The sequence below is a fragment of the Sphingobium sp. PAMC28499 genome (assembly GCF_004795815.1).
In the GTDB taxonomy this organism is placed as follows: Bacteria; Pseudomonadota; Alphaproteobacteria; order Sphingomonadales; family Sphingomonadaceae; genus Sphingobium; species Sphingobium yanoikuyae.
The window spans coordinates 1226543-1245908 of the sequence record NZ_CP039248.1; the positions used below are offsets into that span (position 1 = coordinate 1226543).

Genomic DNA, 19366 nt, shown 5'->3' on the forward strand with positions numbered 1-19366 from the left:
ATGGGGGGTCAGAATTTGCTGCGCAGGGTGACGCCGATGGTGCGGGGATCGCCGACGGTGGCGGTGACGAGGCCGGTGTTCGCGACCGAGAGCGTGTCGACATAATCCTTGTCGAACAGGTTCTTGGCCCAGAGCGACAGGTCGATCAGGCCATCGTCCAGCCGCACGCCGATGCGCGCATTGGCGACGCCGTAGCTGGGCACCAGCGAGTAGCGGCTGTCCGACACGGCGGTGTAGTAGGAGGAACGCCAGCTATAGTCGGCGCGGCCATAGAATTGCGCGTCGCCCCATTTGGTGGTGCCGAGCGGAATGGCGAAGTCGCCGCCCGCGCTCCACGACCATTCGGGGACGCCCGACAGCGGCTTGCCGCTAAGGTCGGTCACGGCCGAGCCGCCGGTGGTCGGGTTCAGCGACTCGACCGGGGTCGGGCCGTTCTTGAAGTCGACATAATAGGCGTCGGTGTAGGCGAGCGAGGCGTTGAGATTGACATAGCGGCTGAGCGCCAGCGCACCGTCCAGCTCGAAGCCGCGCGCGCGCGCCTCGGGGATGTTGGTGATGTAATTGCGGGTGCTGTTGGTGCCGACAATCTGTTCGGTGATCGCGGTCTGATAGTCGAAGATGTTGGTCCAGAAGGCGGCGGCATTGAGCGTCGCCTTGCCGCCCCAGAACTGGCTCTTCACGCCCGCTTCGTAATTGTCGACCTTCTCGCCGCCGACATCGGGGCTGACCCCGGCCGGGATGTTGGTGAGGTTGAGGCCGCCCGACTTGTTGCCGCGCGAATAGGTGGCATAGACCAGCACGTCCGGCGTCACCTTGTAGGACAGGGTGGCGAGGCCCGAGAGGCTGTTGTCGGTGAAGCCGGTCGAGTAGCTGGTGACGGGGTTGAGGCTGTTGCGCAGCGCGATCGCGGCGGTGCGCTGGGCCGCGGTCAGGCTGGAGAGATCATTCCCCTCCGCCCACCATTGGCTGTAGCTGCCTTGCTTCTTCTCGTGCGTGTAGCGCAGGCCGAGCGTCAGCGAGAGGCTGTCGGGGATGATGGCGTAGCTGGCCTGGCCGAACAGCGCGGCGCTCTTCGTCTCGGGATTGGAGCTGGAGCGGGCGACGAAGCCGTTGACCGCCGCATTGCTGACCACCGGATCGGCATTGGGGAAGAGCCAGAGCGGCGCGTCCGGGCCATAGCCGGCGGCACCCGAGCCGTTGATGATCTGCCAGAAATAATAGGCACCCAGCACATAGGAGAGGCGGGTGTCGCCATTGGAGGCGACGCGAAATTCCTGGCTGAACTGGCGCTGGTTATTTTCCTGGTGGTTGAGCGTGTTGACCGAGAGCGAGGTGGCGTCGCTGTCGTTGCGGGGGTACCAGTTCCAGGCGCGATAGGCGGTGATGGAGCTGAGCGTGACCGGGCCGACATCCCAGTCGGCCTTGCCCGAAATGCCCCACTGATTCATGTTCGCCTGGAACTGGCCGTCGACATCGACCTTGCGGGCGAAGGGATCGGTGGCGAGCGGCGTGTAACCGGCGCGTGCGGCGCGGATCGCGAAATTGTTCGCGATGGTGTTGCCGTCATCATAGGTGGTGAAGACGGTGCTGGGCAGGCGGACGCAGCAATTGAGCGTCTGCTTGGCATAGTCACCGATCAGGCGCAGGCTGAAGCCCTCACCCTGGGTCAGCAGCAGCTGGCCGCGCGCGGTGAAATTGTCGTAATCGTGAATTTTCTTGCCGCTATGGACATTGGTCAGGAAACCATCGCGATGGGTGTCGGCAATGCTGACGCGCACTGCGGCCCAGTCGGTGAGGCCACCGGTGACCGAGCCGCGCACCTGATGGAAGCCATAGTCGCCCAGCGTCGCTTCCACCTGGCCGCCGAAATCGAAGCTCGGCTGGCGGGTGGTGATGTTGATGGCGCCCGCGGTGGTGTTCTTGCCGAACAGCGTGCCTTGTGGCCCGCGCAGCACCTCGATCCGTTCGAGGTCGACCAGGTCGAACTGGCTGGCGCCGACGCGGCCATAATAGACATCGTCGATATAGACGCCGACGCCATTTTCGAGGCCGTCATTGGTCAGGGCGACATTGGAGCCGAGGCCGCGGATGTTGATGTTGGTGTTGCGCGGGTTGAAGCTGAACAGCTGGAGGCTGGGCGCGACCTGCTGAACGGCGGCGAGCGTATAGTCGCCGCGCTGTTCGACCAGATCGCCGCCGACGACTGAGAGGGCGACCGGCACGTCCTGCGCCTTTTCGGCGCGGCGGCGGGCGGTGACCAGGATGGGGGCGCCATAATCGCCTTCATCGACGGCGGCTTCGGGGGCCGGGGCAGGCGCCGCGGCGGCGGGTTCGTCGGCGGCATGGGCCGCGCTCGGCAGCAGGCCGAGGACGACGCCGGCGAGCAGCAGGCGACGGAGGGACGGGCCGTGCCGGGGTCGGCTGGGCGCGAGGACTTGGGACATGAAGAGGCTTACTCCCTGAATTTCTTGTCTGTTCTGCTTGTGGGCTGCGGACGCAGGGCATCGTCGCGCACGGCATTCAGGCCGTAGAGCGCGGCGGCCGCCTGGAGCAGCGACACGGAATAGGCTGGGTGCGGCGATGCGCGTCGGCCGCGAGCTTCCACGGGCATGCGATCCCCCTTTCCCGCACGACGCATCGGCGGAGGACGGGCGGATGGAGGCGCGCTGAGAAGCAGCGCGCTGCGTGGTGGGCGTCAGGCCCTAGATTTCAGATGGATGGCACATCGTTTCATTCCCCATTCTGTTGGGGGGAACACGAAGCTGGCGTCGTCGCCCGGGCATCGTGCGCTTTAGCTGTTGGTAACGCGGAGCAAGCTGCATCCCGATCAAAAGCCGCGGGTCCGATGCCGATGTCGTCATCCGGGCGGGGACCAGTCCGCTCCGTTTCAGGCAATCTCTACTTATAAGATAGAGTGTCTGGCTCAACCAAGTTTTGCTTGGCCGTGCCCAAATTGCGCTGTGCCGGTCCGTCCGCCCGTTCGAGCATGGCGTCGCGCCGGGCGAGGGTGATGAGGCGCAGGCCCGATTCGGCGGCGCGATCGAGTGCGAGGCTGGTGGGGGCGGAAAGGGTGACGAGCAGCGGGCAGGCGGCGAGCGCGGCCTTTTCCACCAGTTCATAGGAACAGCGCGAGGAGAGGAGGGCGAAGCCGCCATCCCAGCCAAGGCCGGCGCGGGCCATGGCGCCGATCAGCTTGTCGAAGGCGTTGTGGCGGCCGACATCCTCGCGCGCGAGGCGCAGCGTGCCGTCGGATGCGGCGAGGGCGGCGGCGTGGAGCGCGCCGGTGCGCTGATTGCCCGGCTGGCGCGCGTCGAGCGCATCGAGGGCACGGAACAGGGCATCGTCGCTGGCCTGGGTGACGGCGGTGACGCGTGGCAGCGGGCGCAGCGCCTGCTCCAGATTCTCTATGCCGCACAGGCCGCAGGAGGATTCGGCGACGCGGTGGCGGACGCGGGCGAGGATGCGGTCATGGCGATCGGCGATCAGGCGGATGCGCAGCAGCAGGCCCTGGGGCGCTTCATGGATATCGATGTCGATGATGTCGGCGGCACTATCGATCAGCCGTTCGGACAAGGCGAAGCCGGTGGCGAGATCGTCGAGATCGGCCGGGGTCGCCATCAGCACGGCATAGCCGATGCCATTATATTCGAGCGCGACCGGGCATTCGACCGCGACCGCGCGGGTGACGGGTGCGCGGCCGCCGTCCGGGGTGATCCGGGTGAAGCGGACGGGCCGGTCGGCGTCGCTCATCGGGCCGCGCGCACCATGACGGGAATCGACTTGTAGGCGGGGGTGCCGCTGGCCGGATCATAATCGTCGAGCGGGACGAGATTGTTCGCCTCGGGGTAATAAGCCGCGAGCGATCCGCGCGCGATGGCGTGCATGACGATGGTGAAGCCGCGCAATTCGCGCCCGGCCGGCGTCGTCACATCGACCTTGTCGCCATGGGCCAGGCCCATCTCCGCCAGATCGATCTCGTTCGCGAAGATGATGTCGCGCCGGCCATGGATGCCGCGATAGCGATCATCATAGCTGTAGATGGTCGTATTATACTGGTCATGGCTGCGGATGGTGGTGAGCAGCAGCGGCAGCGCGCCCTCGTCGGGCGCGACCGGGTGGGTGATGAACTGCGCCTTGCCGCTGGGCGTGTTCCAGATGCGGTCGCTGGGGCCGATGGTCAGGCGGAAGCCGCCGGGCTCGCGCACCCGGATGTTGAAGTCGCGGAAGTCGGGATAGACTGCCTCGATCCCGTCGCGGATGCGGTCATAATCGGCGACCATGCCGTCCCAGTCGGTGCGGCTGGCGGGCATGGCGGCCTTGGCCAGACCCGCAACGATCGCCGGTTCGGAGCGGACATGGGGCGAGGGGGGCTTCAATTTGCCGCGCGAGGCGTGGACCATCGACATGCTGTCCTCCACCGTCACCCATTGCGGGCCGGCGGCCTGCAGATCCAGTTCGGTGCGGCCAAGGCAGGGCAGGACCAGTGTCTCGCGCGCGGTCAGCAGGCAGGTGCGGTTGAATTTGGTGAGGATGTTGACCGACAGGTCGAGTCGGCGCACGGCGGCGAAGCAGGCGTCGGGATCGGGCATGGCGACGGCGAGATTGCCGCCGAGGGAAATCAGCGCCCTTGATTCGCCAGCGTGCATGGCGGCCAGTGCCTCGACCGCATTATGGCCATGCTTGCGCGGCGACTGGATGGAAAAGGCGGTGTCGAGCCGTTGCAGCATCGCTTCGGTCGGCAGTTCGGTGATACCGACGGTGCGGTCGCCCTGCACATTGCTATGGCCGCGCAGCGGGCAGATGCCGGCGCCCGGCTTGCCGAAATTGCCGCGCAGCAGCAGCAGGTTGGCCAGCGCCTGCACATTCTGCGTGCCGTGGCGATGCTGGGTGATGCCCATGCCGTAGCAGATGATGACCCGATCGGCCCTGGCATAGACATGGGTCATGCTCTCGATCGCTTCGCGGGTGAGGCCGGACAGGCGCTCGATCCACGGCCATTGGGTGGCCTCGATATCGGCGCGCAGGGCGTCGAAGCCCTCGGTATGCTGGGCGATGAATTCGTGGTCGAGCGTGCCGGGCCGCTGCGCCTCGATCGCCAGCAGCGCCTTCATCATCCCCTTGAGCATCGCCATGTCGCCGCCGATCCGCACCTGATGATAGGCGGACGCGAGCGGGGTGGCGCCGGGCGAGAGCATTTCGGTGGGATGCTGGGGCGACTTGAAGCGCTCCAGCCCGCGTTCGCGCATCGGGTTGGCGACGATGATCGGCACGCCGCGCTTGGAGGCGGCGGCGAGCGTGCTCAGCATGCGGGGATGGTTGGTGCCCGGATTATGGCCGATGCAGAAGATCGCGTCGGCATGGTCGAAATCCTCCAGCGTCACCGTGCCCTTGCCGATGCCGATCGACTTGGGGAGGCCGGTGCTGGTCGCCTCATGACACATGTTCGAGCAGTCGGGGAAATTGTTGGTGCCGAACTCGCGGGCGAACAGCTGGTAGAGGAAGGCGGATTCGTTCGACGCGCGGCCCGAGCAGTAGAATTCGGCCTGGTCGGCATGGTCGAGCGCCTGGAGCGCGGCGCCGGCGCGGGCAAAGGCTTCGTCCCAGCTGATCGGCACGAAATGGTCGGTCGCGGCATCATAGCGCAGCGGCTCGGTCAGGCGGCCGGCATCTTCGAGCTTGTGGTCGGTCCAGTTCCACAATTCGCTGACGCTGTGGCGGGCGAAGAAATCGGGATCGACGCGCTTGACCGTCGCTTCCCAGGTGACCGCCTTGGCGCCATTCTCGCAGAATTCGAACGAAGAGGTGTGCTTGGGGTCGGGCCAGGCGCAGCCGGGGCAGTCGAAGCCGTCGGGCTGGTTCATCTGGAGCAGGGCGCGGGTGTCGGGGCTGGCGCGCATCTGTTCGGCGACCGTCTTTGCCACTGCACGCAGCGCGCCCCAGCCGCCGGCAGGGCCGTCATAGCTGGAGACGCCTTCCACCGTGTCGGGGATCAGGTCTTCGGCGGATTTGTCCATGGTCGTCTGTCCCACATCATCGCGGTGCCCCGCGTCGGATATAGGAAAATTCGGCTGGAGAACCAAGGCCGGGCAGGCAGGATGGGTGGTGCCCGAAGGGGGCTGTCATCATCATCTGCAGCTATCGGGAAAGTGATGGTGCGGTCGAGAAGACTCGAACTTCCACGGCCTTTCGGCCACAACGACCTCAACGTTGCGCGTCTACCAATTCCGCCACGACCGCACATCAACAGGGAAACCGGCGGGGCCGGTGCCTTGGTAGGAGGCGGCCCTTAGCAAAGGCTTTTGGGTCATGCAACCAGTGATCGGCATCAACGTTATCTTTGTTTGGCAGAAAGTCGGTTGCGAAAGGGGGCTGGCCCCATGTCGTTGCATTTCTGGGTGGGATCGGGCGGCGCTATGGTGGCCGCCGCCGTGATGGGGCTGGGCCTGGGCGCCTATGTCACCAGCCCGCAAAAGCCGGTGCGGCCTGCGCTGGAGGCGGAACTGGATAACGGCGACATGGCGGCGGTGCCGAATTTGCCGGAGGCCGAGCGCGGACCGGCGTTCGTGACCTGCACCGGATGCGGGCCGACCTTGGAGGAACGGCGGATGAAAGCCGACATGGCGGGGCTGGATGCCGATGGCATGATCGGCGAATCGCGCGATCCGGCGGTGCGCGACTATCTGGCGGAAGAGGAACAGCCGGTCGAATCGGCGGCGCTGGGTGACCCGCCGTTGCCGCAGCCGACGGTGCGGGTCGATCGCCTGCCGCCGCGGATCGAGCGATTCGCGGCGGGCGAGGCGGAACCGGGACCGGCGCTGAGGCCGGTCGCGGCGACGACGGCGCCGCCCCCGCCGGTCCCCGCAGAACCGGCAGAGGCGGGCTTGCCGCAGTAATTATTCGGCAGCGACCGGGGTCGATGCGTCGCTCAGCGGATGGGCCAGGCGATTGACCATTTCCTTCGGGCAGACCTGCCAGATGTAGCGGCGCCAGCGATCCCAATCCTCCAGGATGGTGTTCGACCATTTGCTGTCGGTCGCGACCGCATGTTCGGCGATCAGCGCCTTCAGCTCGCCTTCCCAATGGGCACTGTCGAGACGCTGCCAGACGATGCTTTCCGGGTTGGCGCGGCTCGGGAAGCTGCCATCCTCGTCGAGGATGAAGGCCATGCCGCCGGTCATGCCCGCGCCGAAATTGGCGCCGGTCTTGCCCAGGATCACGGCGGTGCCGCCGGTCATATATTCGCAGCCATTGGCGCCGCAGCCCTCGACCACCACCTTCGCGCCCGAATTGCGGACCGCGAAGCGCTCGCCGGCCTGGCCCGCCGCGAACAGCTTGCCGCTGGTCGCGCCGTAGAGGACGGTGTTGCCAAGGATGGTGTTGTCCTTCGACGAGAGCGGCGAGGACACGGTCGTGCGTACCTTGATGATGCCGCCCGAAAGCCCCTTGCCGACATAGTCGTTGGCGTCGCCGAACACTTCGAGGGTGATGCCCTTGCAGAGAAAGGCGCCAAGCGACTGGCCGGCCGAACCGCGCAGCCGCACGGTCAGATGGCCGTCCGCCAGCGTCGACATGCCGAACTTTTCGGTCACGGCGGAGGAGAGGCGGGTGCCGACGGCGCGGTGCGTGTTGCGCACCGTATAGGTCAGCTGCATCTTCTCGCCGCGCTCGAACACGGCGCGGGCATCCTTCATCATCTGCGCGTCGAGGCTGTCGGGCACTTCATTGCGCCACTGGGGCAGGCTGAAGCGACGATGCTCGTCGGGGGCGTCGACCTTGGCCAGGATCGGGTTGAGGTCGAGATCGTCGAGATGCTCGGCGCCGCGATTGACCTGCTTCAACAGTTCGGTGCGGCCGATCACTTCGTCGAGGCTGCGGAAGCCCAGGCGGGCCAGGATCTCGCGCACTTCCTCGGCGATGAAGGTCATCAGGTTGATGACCTTTTCCGGGGTGCCGGTGAACTTCTGGCGCAGCTTCTCATCCTGCACGCAGACGCCCACGGGGCAGGTGTTGCTGTGGCACTGACGCACCATGATGCAGCCCATGGCGACCAGCGACAGCGTGCCGATGCCGAATTCCTCGGCGCCCAGGATCGCGGCGATGACGATGTCGCGCCCGGTCTTGAGGCCGCCATCGGTGCGCAGCTTCACGCGGTGGCGCAGGCCGTTGAGGGTCAGCACCTGATTGGCTTCCGACAGGCCCATTTCCCACGGCGTGCCGGCATATTTAATCGAGGTCTGCGGGCTGGCGCCGGTGCCGCCGACATGGCCGGCGACCAGGATGACGTCGGCATGCGCTTTCGCCACGCCCGCCGCGACCGTGCCGATGCCGGCCTGGCTGACCAGCTTGACGCAGACGCGGGCGCGCGGGTTGATCATCTTGCAGTCATAGATGAGCTGCGCGAGATCCTCGATCGAGTAGATGTCATGGTGCGGCGGCGGCGAGATCAGCGTCACGCCGGGCGTCGAGTGACGCAGGCGGGCGATGAATTCGGTCACCTTGAAGCCGGGCAGCTGGCCGCCCTCGCCGGGCTTGGCACCCTGCGCGACCTTGATCTCGATTTCCTCGGCCGATCCCAGATATTCGGCATGGACGCCGAAGCGGCCCGACGCGATCTGCTTGATGACCGAATTGGCGTTGTCGCCATTCTCATAGGGCTTGAAGCGCGCGGCATCCTCGCCACCCTCGCCCGACACCGCCTTGGCGCCGATGCGATTCATGGCGATCGCCAGCGTCTCATGCGCTTCGGGGCTGAGCGCGCCCAGCGACATGCCCGGCGTCACGAAGCGCTTGCGGATCTCGGTGGTGGCTTCCACCTCGTCGATCGGCACCGCCTCGCGGGCGAAGTTGAACTCCATCAGGTCGCGCAGATAGACCGGCGGCAGGTCGCGCACACCGCGCGAGAATTGCAGATAGGTCGAATAGCTGTCGGTGCCGACGGCGGTCTGCAGCAGGTGCATCAGCTGGGCGGAATAGGCATGGGCCTCGCCGCCGTTGCGCTGGCGATAGAAGCCGCCGATCGGCAGGCGGACGACCGCGCTGTCATAGGCCTTGTCGTGGCGCAGCATCGCCGAATAGTGGAGCGAGGCATAGCCTTCGCCCGAAATCTTCGCCGGCATGCCGGGGAAGAGATCGTTGACCAGGGCGCGCGACAGGCCGACCGCTTCGAAATTATAGCCGCCACGATAGGAGCTGACGACCGCGATGCCCATCTTGGACATGATCTTGAGCAGACCCTCGTTGATCGCGGTGCGCTGACGCTCGAAACACTGGTCGAGGGTCAGGTCGCCGAACAGGCCACGGGCGTGGCGATCGGCGATGCTGGCTTCGGCCAGATAGGCGTTCACCGTGGTCGCGCCGACGCCGATCAGCACCGCGAAATAATGGGTGTCGAGCGCTTCGGCCGACCGCACGTTGATCGACGCATAGCTGCGCAGGCCCTTGCGGACGAGATGGGTGTGGACGGCCGCGGCCGCCAGCACGCCCTGGATCGCGACCCGGTCCTGCCCGGCACGCTCGTCGGTCAGGAACAGTTCGCTGCGCCCTTCGCGCACCGCCTGTTCGGCTTCCTCACGGATGCGGGCGATCGCTGCGCGCAGCTGTTCCTGGCCGCCGGTCGAGGGGAAGGTGCAGTCGATTTCGGCCACGGCCGGGCCGAAATAGGCCTTGAGCCGCGCCCATTCGGCGCTGTTGAGCACCGGCGATTCCAGCACCAGCACATGGCTGTTCTGCGCATCTTCCTCCAGGATGTTGTGGAGGTTGGAGAAGCGCGTCTTGAGGCTCATCACATGCCGTTCGCGCAACGGGTCGATCGGCGGGTTGGTGACCTGGCTGAAATTCTGGCGGAAGAAATGGCTGATGGTGCGCGGCTTGTCGGAGATGACCGCCAGCGGCGTGTCGTCACCCATCGAGCCGATCGCTTCCTTGGCATCCTCCACCATCGGCGCGAGGATCAGTTCCATATCCTCCAGCGTCATGTTGGCCGCGACCTGGCGCCGGGTCAGTTCCGCCTTGTCCCATGCCGGCAGGGCGCTGGGGACGTCGGGCAGGTCGGTGATGTCGAGGAAGTCCTTGATCAGGTCGCCATAGGGGCGCTCGCCCGCGATGCGATCCTTGATCGCGCGGTCGTCATAGACTTCGCCTTCCTGCAGATCGATCGCGATCATCTGGCCCGGACCCATGCGGCCCTTCTGGACGATGATGGTCTCGGGCACGACGACCATGCCGGTTTCCGAACCCACGATCAGCAGATTGTCGCCGGTCAGCGTGTAGCGCAGCGGGCGCAACGCGTTGCGGTCGACGCCGGCCACGACCCAGCGGCCGTCGGTCATCGCGAGCGCGGCCGGGCCGTCCCACGGCTCCATCACGGAGGCGAGATATTCATACATGTCGGCATGCGCCTTGGGCAGTTCGGCGCTTTCCGCCTGCCATGCCTCGGGCACCAGCATCAGCTTGGCCGTGGGCGCGTCGCGGCCCGAGCGGCAGATCGCTTCGAACACGGCGTCCAATGCGGCGGTATCCGACGCGCCGGCCGGGATCACCGGCTTGATGTCCTCCGACTGCTCGCCAAAGGCCAGTGAGGCCATCTTGATCTCGTGGCTCTTCATCCAGTTCTTGTTGCCGCGGATCGTGTTGATCTCGCCATTATGGGCGAGGGTGCGGAACGGCTGGGCCAGCCACCATTGCGGGAAGGTGTTGGTCGAATAGCGCTGGTGGAAGATGGCGACGCGGCTCTCGAACCGCTCATCCTGCAGGTCCGGATAGAAGACCGACAGCGATTCGGCGAGGAACAGGCCCTTGTAGATGATCGAGCGGCACGACAGCGAACAGATGTAGAAGTCGCTGATCTGCGCTTCGATCACCTTCTTCTCGATGCGGCGGCGGATCAGGTAGAGATCCTTCTCGAACTCGCCGACGTCGCGTTCCTCCGGCATCGGGCCGGCGATCATGATCTGCTCGATTTCGGGACGGGTGCGCTGCGCCTTCTCGCCGATGACGGAGACGTCGACCGGCACCTGGCGCCAGCCATAGATGGTGTAGCCCGCGTCGATGATTTCCGCTTCGACGATGGTGCGGCAGGTTTCCTGCGCGCTGAGGTCGGTGCGCGGCAGGAAGATCATGCCGACGGCGAGGCGATTGGGCAGCGGCTTGTGGCCCGAATCGGCGATCGCATCGTCGAAGAAGCGGACCGGCAGGTCGACATGGATGCCCGCGCCATCGCCGGTCTTGCCATCGGCGTCGACCGCGCCGCGGTGCCACACGGCTTTCAGCGCATCGATCGCGGAGGAGACGACGCGGCGGCTGGGCCGGCCGTCGGTCGCGGCGACCAGGCCGACGCCGCAGGCATCGCCCTCCATCTCGGGATGATACATGCCCTCGGCAGCAATGCGTGCGCGCTCTTCGGGGCTGGCCATGAAATTGGTGTCGGTCATGATGACTTACCCTTGCATCTGGCCGTCCCCTTCTTGGGGCACGGCCGCCTTCATTCTGTTGGTGCCGGCGTGCCGGCGTCGATCGTCAGTTTGCCTTTTGCGTGTCCGCCCCGAGCAATGCGGTGAGGCGGTCGCGTTCGGCCTTGGTCAGGTCTTTATAGGTGCGCGGCTTGGGCAGCTTGGCGAGTTCGGCCTGCGAGGATTGCATGATCTCCGGCATGGCCTTCATCATGTCGGGCATGATCTTCTGCATGCGGCCGATATAATGGGGGTCGGTTGCCAGCTGCATGAAGCCCTCGCCGAACTTGGCGCCGGTCGGCGTCTTCAGGAAGGCGGCGATCTGATCCAGTTCGTTCGCATTGTAGCGATAGGCAAAAGCCTCCGCCATGCCGGCGCGCATGTCCGGTTCGTAACGGCCCATGAAGCGGCCCATGGCGGGCATCATGGTGTTGACGATCACGTCCATCCGCTTGCGGAAATTGGGATCGAGGATCGCCATCATTTCCTCCATCGTGCCTTCGCCCAGGCCTTCGGCCCGTTCGGGGTCGATGCCGCCGACCTTCAGGAACTCGCGGATGGGCATCTTGGTCATGCTGTCCATCATCGGGCCCATCATCTTCTGCATCATCGGGCCCATCATCTTTTCCATCGTGCCGTCGGGCAGGATGAGGGCCGCGATCGGCTGCGCCTTGGCGAGCAGCGCCGGATCGACCGGCTGCTCGGTGGCTACAGGCGCCGCCGGCGTCTGCGCCTGCACGGCGACCGGGGTCGCCAGCAGAAACAGGGACAGGAAGGCGAGGCGCATCACGCGGCAACCTTCTCGCTGGCGGCGGCGACGGCCTTGGCCTTGAGATATTTGTGCATATGGTCGGTCACGTCGCGGCCATCGCGGATGGCCCAGACCACCAGCGATGCGCCGCGCACGATGTCGCCGGCGGCGAAGACGCCGTCCATGCTGGTCATCATCGTCTTGTGATCGACGCGCAGCGTGCCCCAGCGGGTGACCGACAGGTCGTCGGCGCCGAACAGGCGGGGCAGGTCTTCGGGATCATAGCCCAGCGCCTTGATGACCAGATCGGCTTCCAGCGTATGTTCGCTGCCCGGATCGGGCTCGGGTGCGCGGCGGCCCGATGCGTCGGGCGAACCCAGGCGCATCTTCGTCACCTTGACGCCGGTGACATGCTCCGTGCCCTCGAAGGCGATCGGCGCGGTCAGCCAGACGAACTCGACGCCTTCCTCCTCGGCATTGGCGACTTCGCGCTGCGAGCCGGGCATATTGTCGCGGTCGCGGCGATAGAGGCACTTTACCGACTTGGCGCCCTGGCGGATGGCGGTGCGGACGCAATCCATCGCGGTGTCGCCGCCGCCGATCACGACGACATCCTTGCCGGTGGCGAGCAGGGTGCCATCCTCATGGCCGGGCACGGCATCGCCAAAGCCCGCCTTGTTGGAGGCGGTGAGATAGTCGAGCGCCTTGACCACGCCCGGTGCGCCGACGCCCGGCGCCTTGATGTCGCGGGCCTTGTAGACGCCGGTGGCGATCAGGATCGCATCATGCTTGGCGCGCAGCTGTTCCATGCTGGCGTCGCGGCCGACCTCGAACCCTTCGTGGAAGATGATGCCGCCATCCTTGAGGCGCTGGACGCGGCGCATGACGACATCCTTTTCCAGCTTGAAGCCGGGGATGCCATAGGTCAGCAGGCCGCCGGCGCGGTCGTGCCGGTCATAGACATGCACTTCATAGCCCGCGACGCGCAGATATTCGGCGGTGGTGAGGCCGGCGGGGCCGGCACCGATGACGCCGACCGACTGGCCGCGCGCGGCGCCGGGGACGAGCGGTTCGACCCAGCCTTCCTTCCAGGCGGTGTCGGTGATGAACTTTTCCACCGAGCCGATGGTGACCGATCCGTGGCCGGAAAATTCGATCACGCAATTGCCTTCGCACAGACGGTCCTGCGGGCAGATGCGGCCACAGATTTCCGGCATGGTGCTGGTCAGGTTCGACAGTTCATAGGCTTCGCGCAGGCGCCCTTCGGCGGTCAGGCGCAGCCAGTCGGGGATATGATTGTGTAGCGGGCAGTGGGTCGAGCAATAGGGCACGCCGCATTGCGAGCAGCGCGACGCCTGTTCCTCGGCCTTGTCCAGAATGAAGGACTTGCTGATTTCCAGAAAGTCCTCGGCGCGCGCATCAGCGCCGCGCTTTTCCGGATAGGCCTGTTCCTTGCCCACGAACTTCAGCATCGGATTTTCAGCCATGGCATTTCCCTGCAACGATTGTTTGCAGTGCGCATAGCAGGAAAACCCGCGGAGTCACGCGGATTCTGGCATTTAGGGCAGTTAAGCTGACCTATTATCTGGCGGTTTGGGAAAAGGCTGTCGCGGCGCTGTAATTATCTTTCAAATATTAGGTCCGTATCGGCCTTATCTCAGGCTGAGCCAGACCAGCGCGCCGATGCCGGCAATGATTCGATACCAGGCAAAGGGTGCGAAGCCATGGCGCGACACCAGCCCGACGAACCATTTGATCACCAGCAGCGCGACGATGAAGGAGACGACGAAGCCGAGCGCGATGCTGTCCCAGCCGACCTGGGCGCTGGTGAGCTGGTCGCCCTTCTTGAGCAGTTCCAGCGTCGAGGCGCCGAGCATGGTCGGGATGGCGAGGAAGAAGCTGAATTCCGCAGCGGTGCGGCGCTCGACGCCCAGGGTCAGTGCGCCCATGATGGTCGCGCCCGAGCGGCTGACGCCCGGCACCATGGCGAGGCACTGGATGAAGCCGATGCCGATGACGCGGACCAGCGGAATGTCGGCGATGCCGTGGAAGCGCTGTTCCCTGATCAGGCGTTCGATCACCAGGATGGCGACGCCGCCGACCACCAGCGCGACCGCGACCACGCGGGGCGATCCGAGCAGCGTGTCGATATAGTCGTGCAGGGCAAGGCCGATGACGACGGCGGGGATGAAGGCGACTAGCAGGTTGCGCACGAAGCGGATGCTGACCGGATCGAGGCGCAGCAGGCCCATGGCCACCGCCCAGAAGGTGCGCCAGTAGAGGACGACGACGGCGAGGATCGCACCGAGCTGGATCATGACGTTGAACATCGCCCAGACCGACGCATCATAGCCGAGCAGCTCGCTCGCCAGGATGAGATGGCCGGTCGAGGACACGGGGAGAAATTCGGTCAATCCCTCCACGATGCCGAGCAGGATGACCGTCAGATAATGCATGTCCATGGGGATGTCGGATCCTCAAGCAGGGGGCGCATAAGCCAAGCCCTCCCCCCGCGAAGGGAGAGGGCCGGGCAATGCCTATATGTCAGGGATGCACCATGCCGCAGTGCAGCGAAAAGGCAAAGCGGCATGGCCACGGCCGGTCGTGGCCGATCATCGGCCCGTCGAGCCGATGGCGGGAATGGATCAGGCCTTCACGCGGCCGGCGAAGCGGCCATGCTTGCGATAGGGGACCATCCAGCGTTCGGCGACGGCGGCCATCGGCGTGGGGGCGACGCCCAGCGCCTCAAGGCCCGGCGCGCCGGGCGCGGCGACATTGTCCTGGCCCAGCATGGCGAGCTGGTCGCGGGTGATCGGGCCGCCGGGCAGCATCGCCAGCAGCGAGGCGAAGGCGCCGGGCACTTCGACCAGCGGCTTGTCGCCCCGGCCGATCGCCTTGGCGACCCAGGCATTGATTTCCTTCATGCTCATGACCTGCGGGCCGGCGAGTTCGAAGGTCTTGCCGCCAAAGACGCCGGGCTGCTGCGCCGCATTGGCGATCGCCTCGGCAACGTCGCCGACATAGACGGGCTGGAATTTGGTGGCGGCGCCGATCACCGGCACGACCGGGCCGCTGCTGGCGACGCCGGCGAAGCGGTTGAGGAACTGGTCCTCCTGGCCGAAGATGATCGACGGGCGCACGATGGTCGGGGTCGGGAAGGCGGCCAGCACGGCGGCTTCACCCGCAGCCTTGGACCGGCCATAGGCCGAGGGGCTGGCCGCATCGGCGCCGATCGCCGAGACATGGACCAGCGCGGTGACGCCGGCGGCGGCCGCCGCCTGGGCGACATTGGCGGCGCCCTCATGCTGGACCGCGTCGAAATCGCCGCTCAATATGCCGACCAGGTTGATGACGATGTCGCTGCCGTGGAGGGCGCGGGCGACGGTGTCGGGCTTGCGGATATTGGCCGCGACGAACTGGGTCTGGCCCAGATTGCCGAGCGCCTTCACCTTGACCGAATTGGCGAGGTCGCGCTGGGCGATGCGGACGCGCGCGCCGCGTGCCATCAGCGCCTGGGCGACCTGGCGCCCGAGAAAGCCGCCGCCGCCGAAGATGGTTACCAGATTGTCCTTCATCACGCGCGTCCCATGCTGTTCGAAAAGGGGAAAGTTCGTGCCGTTTCCCTTGCAACTTCCGCCGCCCGCTGACAACCGCCCGCCGGCGGCGGCGTTCCCTTTTCTGGAGCGTTTTCTAATCGGGTGATATCACCCGACGCTTGCGAAAACGCGACCAGCCAATCAGCCGATCCAGCCCTGCAGCCCGGCGATCATCCACAGGCCCAAGAGCAGGAAGAGCAGCGCCGCGCCGATCTGCAGCGCGCGCATCGGCACGCGTTTGGCCAGCGCTTCGCCGAACAGCACGGCCGGGACATTGGCCAGCATCATGCCGCAGGTGGTGCCGGCGGTGACGGCAAGCAGATTGTCGAACTGCGCGCCCAGCGCCACGGTCGCCACCTGCGTCTTGTCGCCCATCTCGACCAGGAAGAAGGCGACCAGGGTGGTCACGAACACGCCGGCCTTGGACGGGGCCTTGAGCGGCGCATCCTCGTCGATCTTGTCGGGCACCAGCGTCCAGAGCGCCATGGCGATGAAGCTGCCCGCCACGGCATAGCGGAACCAGGGCTGGGTCAGCACCCCGGCGATCGAATGGCCGACCAGCGCGGCGAGGAAATGATTGGCGATGGTCGCGACGAAGATGCCCAGGATGATCGGCACCGGCTTGCGGAAGCGGGTGGCGAGCAGCATGGCCAGCAACTGCGTCTTGTCGCCCATTTCGGCGAGCGCGACGAGGGCGGTGGAGGTGAGGAAGGGTTCCATGAATATCGTCCGGGCCGGGCTCTGACAAAAAGACACAATGCCACCGCCTTCCCCGCCCGGCCGGACTGGGAAGCCGATGCCATTGGTCTCGCCCGATGCGGCTGATACCGCATCCCATATGCCATGGCCTCTCGGCCAAATATGTTGACATATGGCCCGTCCCGTCAGCGGAACGGCTGGCTACTCCCCAGATGACGCGCTAGCCTGTAGTCGGACAGGCCGCGAAAGGCAAGCCGATGGCGACGGGCGAGAACAAGACCACGGAGACGATGGCGGATGTCGCCGCCTATCTCGACACGGTCGAACCGGCCGAGCGACAGGCGGATGGTCGGGTCGTCGCGGCGTTGATGGCGCGGCTGTCGGGCGAGTCGCCGCGGCTGTGGGGGCCGAGCATCATCGGCTTTGGCCGCTATCATTATCGCTATGACAGCGGGCGCGAGGGCGACATGTGCCGGATCGGCTTTGCGCCGCGCAAGGCGGAGCTGGTCTTCTATCTCGCCGGTCTGGATGACGCCGATTTCACGGCATTAGGCAGGCATCGGCGCGGCAAGGGCTGCCTCTATGTCAAGCGGCTGGCCGATATCGACATGGGGGCGCTGGAGGCGCTGATCGTGCAGAGCCTGGCGCATATGGACGGGCTGTATCCGCGCTAGGAAAAGCGCTCAGGGCGTGCTGCTACTACTCTGCTGCATCCGCCGTTCGGCGAACCATTGCTGCAGCATCTGGGCGGTGCAGCCGGTGAAGCCGTTGCTGCCGATGGCCGAGCAGCTGTTGGGCAGGATCTGGCGCTGGGTCTGTTCCATCGTCGCGACCTGGCTGCCCCAGCCGGGGCCACCCACTTCTTCGGGTTTCTCGCGCAGCTTCTTGGGGATGCGATAGCGCTCGGATTCGGGCTTGCGGGCGCAGACCACGATTTCCTCGCCCTGGCCGGTCGGGCAGGGATCATCGCCATAGACGATGAGGTTGAAGATCTTCTGCGGCGGATCGTCCTGGGCGACGGCCGGCGCGGCGGGCAGGGCCAGCGCGGCCAGGCCGGCGATCAGCAGGGGGCGGGGGAGACGCATCATCAATTCCTTCATTCGCCCCGGTTGCACCCCGTTCGTCCCGCGCTGCACTGGCGCGGGATCGATATGAACAGACGCCGCAGGACGCCCCATGCCGTCACGGCCGGGGCGGCACTTCCTGTTCCTGCGCCTTCTTGGCATCGGCGTCGGCCTTTTCCTCGGCCAGAACGCGCTTTTCGATCGCTTCGCTGTCGGCGTCGATGGTCGACAGGCGCCTGGCGCGCTCGGCTTCGACCAGATCCTTCCAGCTGGCATTGTCGGCCTGCTGCCGTTCCGCCTTGGCGAGGCGCGACAGTTTGGCGAAGCAGCCGGTGGCGCCGCCGCCGCCGACCGGCGAGCAGCTTTCGGTGCCGTCGCGGCCGACATATTCCATCGACTTCACCCGCTCGCCCCAGGCCTGGTTACTGGGCTTGTTGGGGTCGCCGCGCAGCGGCTCGGGAATGCGGTAGCGTTCTTCCTCGCCCTTGCGGGCGCACACGACGATGCCGTCGCCCTGGCTCTGGGGACAGGCATCATCGCCATAGACGATGACCAGATTGACCTTTTCGGAGCCGGTGCTGGTGGCGGCTGTGGGGGCGCTGTCCTGCTGCGCGAGCGCGGGGGCGGCGGTGCCCAGCATCAGGCCGGCGGCCAGAGCGATCAACGGGGTCTTCATCATCGGTCCGTCCCTTGTTCAGATGCGCTTCGACAGCGCGATGGCGGCGCGGCAACCCAGGCGGATCGCGCCGGACAGCAGCGGATAGGCCGGGGCCTGTTCCGCGCCATGGGCGATGGCGGCGTCGCGATGCTCGACCTCCTCCGCCTGGAAATCCTTGATCAGGGCAGAGAGTTCCGGATCATCCTCGCCCAGTTGCTGCAACTGTTCCTCATAATGAAGGTCGATCTCGGTCTCGATCGCGGCGGTGCAGGCCATGGCGGCCTTTGGCCCCATCGCGGCGGTCACGGCGCCCAGCGCGAAGCCGGCGACATTCCAGATCGGATGGATCGCGGTCGGGCGCACGCCGCGTTTGGCGATCAGCGCGTCGAAGGCGGCGCGATGGCGTTCCTCCTGCGCGGCCATGCCGGCGATCAGCCGGCCATAGGGATGGCGATCGCCCATCACCGCAAGCTGCCCGGCATAGATGCGCACCGCGCCGAACTCGCCGGCCTGGTCGACGCGCACCATGGAGGCGCGATCAGTTGCATTGGTGCGACGTCCGGGACGCGGGAAATCCTTGGTGGCGCTCATGCCTTCCTCGCTTTCAGCAGCAGGGCCAAGATGGCGAGCGCGGCCGCGCCCGACAAGAGGCCGTTATAGCCTGCCAGCGAAATGCCGAAGAGGCTCCAGGGCGCAACATCGCAGCGGGTGATCGGCGTTGCCATGATCTGGCTCAAAATATCGGCGCTGCTGCCGCCGGTCGGCGTGGTCGAGCAGGCGGTCAACCCTTCCCACCAGCCATATTCGACCCCGGCATGGAACAGGCCGATGGCGCCGCTGATGCCGATGGCGATGCCGGCGAAACCGGCGAACAGGCCGCTCATGCAGGCGCGGCCGCGCAGCGCATAGGCGACCAGCGCCAGCGGGATCGCGGCCATATGGGGATAACGCTGCCACCAGCACATTTCGCACGGATGCAGCCCACCCAGATATTGGGAGGCATAGGCCGTGCCCAGCGCGATCACGGGCACGAGCAGGGCAAGCAGGCGGGCGCGGCCCAGGGCGGGGGACAAGCTGTTCATATCGCCCGCTTAAACCCTTGTCCGCCTTTCGTCATGCTGAACTTGCCCGTCCGGTCATCCGAACGGGCA

The 19366-nt window shown here is 66.1% G+C and carries 16 protein-coding genes, 1 tRNA gene and 1 riboswitch; of the genes, 2 read left to right on the top strand and 15 right to left on the bottom strand.

Annotated elements, in window-relative coordinates; translation table 11 throughout:
• Positions 1 to 8 precede the first annotated feature (8 nt).
• From E5554_RS05895 to E5554_RS05915, 5 genes are all read right to left on the bottom strand, one after another.
• On the bottom strand, positions 9 to 2444 hold the full coding sequence (locus E5554_RS05895; protein WP_136186240.1) for a TonB-dependent receptor: 2436 nt from the start codon (positions 2442 to 2444) through the stop codon (positions 9 to 11).
• A gap of 8 nt (positions 2445 to 2452) precedes the next feature.
• A complete protein-coding gene (locus E5554_RS05900) occupies positions 2453 to 2611 on the bottom strand; it encodes a hypothetical protein (RefSeq protein WP_004209804.1) in 159 nt (52 codons plus the stop codon).
• Between the two features lie 287 nt (positions 2612 to 2898).
• Positions 2899 to 3750: a formate dehydrogenase accessory sulfurtransferase FdhD gene (gene fdhD / locus E5554_RS05905; protein ID WP_136186241.1), complete on the bottom strand. Its 852-nt coding sequence runs from the start codon at positions 3748 to 3750 to the stop codon at positions 2899 to 2901.
• A complete protein-coding gene (locus E5554_RS05910; protein WP_136186242.1) occupies positions 3747 to 6014 on the bottom strand; it encodes an FdhF/YdeP family oxidoreductase in 2268 nt (755 codons plus the stop codon). Before E5554_RS05910 ends, fdhD begins: the two co-directional genes overlap by 4 nt.
• A 136-nt stretch (positions 6015 to 6150) precedes the next feature.
• A tRNA-Leu gene (locus E5554_RS05915) sits at positions 6151 to 6237 on the bottom strand.
• A 140-nt stretch (positions 6238 to 6377) separates the two neighbouring features.
• Here E5554_RS05915 and E5554_RS05920 point away from each other — a divergent pair.
• A complete protein-coding gene (locus tag E5554_RS05920; RefSeq protein WP_136186243.1) occupies positions 6378 to 6893 on the top strand; it encodes a hypothetical protein in 516 nt (171 codons plus the stop codon).
• Here the strand turns inward: E5554_RS05920 and gltB are convergent, their stop codons facing one another.
• The 6 genes from gltB to E5554_RS05950 form a co-directional block, all read right to left on the bottom strand.
• Entirely contained in the window at positions 6894 to 11429 is a 4536-nt protein-coding gene (gene gltB, locus E5554_RS05925; protein ID WP_136186244.1) for a glutamate synthase large subunit, read from the bottom strand.
• 85 nt (positions 11430 to 11514) lie between these two features.
• A complete protein-coding gene (locus E5554_RS05930; RefSeq protein WP_136188270.1) occupies positions 11515 to 12234 on the bottom strand; it encodes a DUF2059 domain-containing protein in 720 nt (239 codons plus the stop codon).
• On the bottom strand, positions 12234 to 13685 hold the full coding sequence (locus tag E5554_RS05935) for an NAD(P)-dependent oxidoreductase (protein ID WP_136186245.1): 1452 nt from the start codon (positions 13683 to 13685) through the stop codon (positions 12234 to 12236). The genes E5554_RS05930 and E5554_RS05935 overlap by 1 nt, the downstream gene beginning before the upstream one ends.
• Before the next feature lie 165 nt (positions 13686 to 13850).
• Positions 13851 to 14660, bottom strand: a complete 810-nt coding sequence (locus E5554_RS05940) for an undecaprenyl-diphosphate phosphatase (RefSeq protein ID WP_048936215.1) — start codon at positions 14658 to 14660, stop codon at positions 13851 to 13853.
• A gap of 183 nt (positions 14661 to 14843) precedes the next feature.
• Complete coding sequence (locus tag E5554_RS05945; protein WP_136186246.1) at positions 14844 to 15773, bottom strand: complex I NDUFA9 subunit family protein; 930 nt, start codon at positions 15771 to 15773, stop codon at positions 14844 to 14846.
• A 162-nt stretch (positions 15774 to 15935) separates the two neighbouring features.
• Positions 15936 to 16514: a TMEM165/GDT1 family protein gene (locus E5554_RS05950; RefSeq protein ID WP_136186247.1), complete on the bottom strand. Its 579-nt coding sequence runs from the start codon at positions 16512 to 16514 to the stop codon at positions 15936 to 15938.
• Positions 16515 to 16608: 94 nt separating this feature from the next.
• Positions 16609 to 16716: riboswitch (yybP-ykoY riboswitch) on the bottom strand.
• A 34-nt stretch (positions 16717 to 16750) separates the two neighbouring features.
• Between E5554_RS05950 and E5554_RS05955 the strand changes: the two genes are divergently transcribed.
• Positions 16751 to 17167, top strand: a complete 417-nt coding sequence (locus tag E5554_RS05955) for a DUF1801 domain-containing protein (RefSeq protein WP_097385237.1) — start codon at positions 16751 to 16753, stop codon at positions 17165 to 17167.
• A gap of 9 nt (positions 17168 to 17176) precedes the next feature.
• On the opposite strand, the gene E5554_RS05960 is transcribed toward E5554_RS05955, so the two are convergent.
• From E5554_RS05960 to E5554_RS05975, 4 genes are all read right to left on the bottom strand, one after another.
• Positions 17177 to 17578, bottom strand: a complete 402-nt coding sequence (locus tag E5554_RS05960) for a hypothetical protein (protein ID WP_170828704.1) — start codon at positions 17576 to 17578, stop codon at positions 17177 to 17179.
• 97 nt (positions 17579 to 17675) lie between these two features.
• Positions 17676 to 18236 (bottom strand): hypothetical protein, encoded by a 561-nt coding sequence (locus E5554_RS05965; RefSeq protein WP_010336965.1) that lies wholly within the window; start codon positions 18234 to 18236, stop codon positions 17676 to 17678.
• 15 nt (positions 18237 to 18251) lie between these two features.
• Positions 18252 to 18806, bottom strand: coding sequence for a demethoxyubiquinone hydroxylase family protein (locus E5554_RS05970; protein WP_136186248.1), 555 nt, complete (start codon positions 18804 to 18806; stop codon positions 18252 to 18254).
• Positions 18803 to 19297, bottom strand: coding sequence for a disulfide bond formation protein B (locus E5554_RS05975; protein ID WP_010336967.1), 495 nt, complete (start codon positions 19295 to 19297; stop codon positions 18803 to 18805). Before E5554_RS05975 ends, E5554_RS05970 begins: the two co-directional genes overlap by 4 nt.
• Positions 19298 to 19366: the final 69 nt, after the last annotated feature.

Bases quoted from the DNA above. Each gene is read 5' to 3' on its own strand.
- E5554_RS05895 (WP_136186240.1), bottom strand. From the start codon at position 2,444: ATGTCCCAAGTCCTCGCGCCCAGCCGACCCCGGCACGGCCCGTCCCTC.
- E5554_RS05900 (WP_004209804.1), bottom strand. From the start codon at position 2,611: ATGCCCGTGGAAGCTCGCGGCCGACGCGCATCGCCGCACCCAGCCTAT.
- fdhD (WP_136186241.1), bottom strand. From the start codon at position 3,750: ATGAGCGACGCCGACCGGCCCGTCCGCTTCACCCGGATCACCCCGGAC.
- E5554_RS05910 (WP_136186242.1), bottom strand. From the start codon at position 6,014: ATGGACAAATCCGCCGAAGACCTGATCCCCGACACGGTGGAAGGCGTC.
- E5554_RS05920 (WP_136186243.1), top strand. From the start codon at position 6,378: ATGTCGTTGCATTTCTGGGTGGGATCGGGCGGCGCTATGGTGGCCGCC.
- gltB (WP_136186244.1), bottom strand. From the start codon at position 11,429: ATGACCGACACCAATTTCATGGCCAGCCCCGAAGAGCGCGCACGCATT.
- E5554_RS05930 (WP_136188270.1), bottom strand. From the start codon at position 12,234: ATGCGCCTCGCCTTCCTGTCCCTGTTTCTGCTGGCGACCCCGGTCGCC.
- E5554_RS05935 (WP_136186245.1), bottom strand. From the start codon at position 13,685: ATGGCTGAAAATCCGATGCTGAAGTTCGTGGGCAAGGAACAGGCCTAT.
- E5554_RS05940 (WP_048936215.1), bottom strand. From the start codon at position 14,660: ATGGACATGCATTATCTGACGGTCATCCTGCTCGGCATCGTGGAGGGA.
- E5554_RS05945 (WP_136186246.1), bottom strand. From the start codon at position 15,773: ATGAAGGACAATCTGGTAACCATCTTCGGCGGCGGCGGCTTTCTCGGG.
- E5554_RS05950 (WP_136186247.1), bottom strand. From the start codon at position 16,514: ATGGAACCCTTCCTCACCTCCACCGCCCTCGTCGCGCTCGCCGAAATG.
- E5554_RS05955 (WP_097385237.1), top strand. From the start codon at position 16,751: ATGGCGACGGGCGAGAACAAGACCACGGAGACGATGGCGGATGTCGCC.
- E5554_RS05960 (WP_170828704.1), bottom strand. From the start codon at position 17,578: ATGCGTCTCCCCCGCCCCCTGCTGATCGCCGGCCTGGCCGCGCTGGCC.
- E5554_RS05965 (WP_010336965.1), bottom strand. From the start codon at position 18,236: ATGATGAAGACCCCGTTGATCGCTCTGGCCGCCGGCCTGATGCTGGGC.
- E5554_RS05970 (WP_136186248.1), bottom strand. From the start codon at position 18,806: ATGAGCGCCACCAAGGATTTCCCGCGTCCCGGACGTCGCACCAATGCA.
- E5554_RS05975 (WP_010336967.1), bottom strand. From the start codon at position 19,297: ATGAACAGCTTGTCCCCCGCCCTGGGCCGCGCCCGCCTGCTTGCCCTG.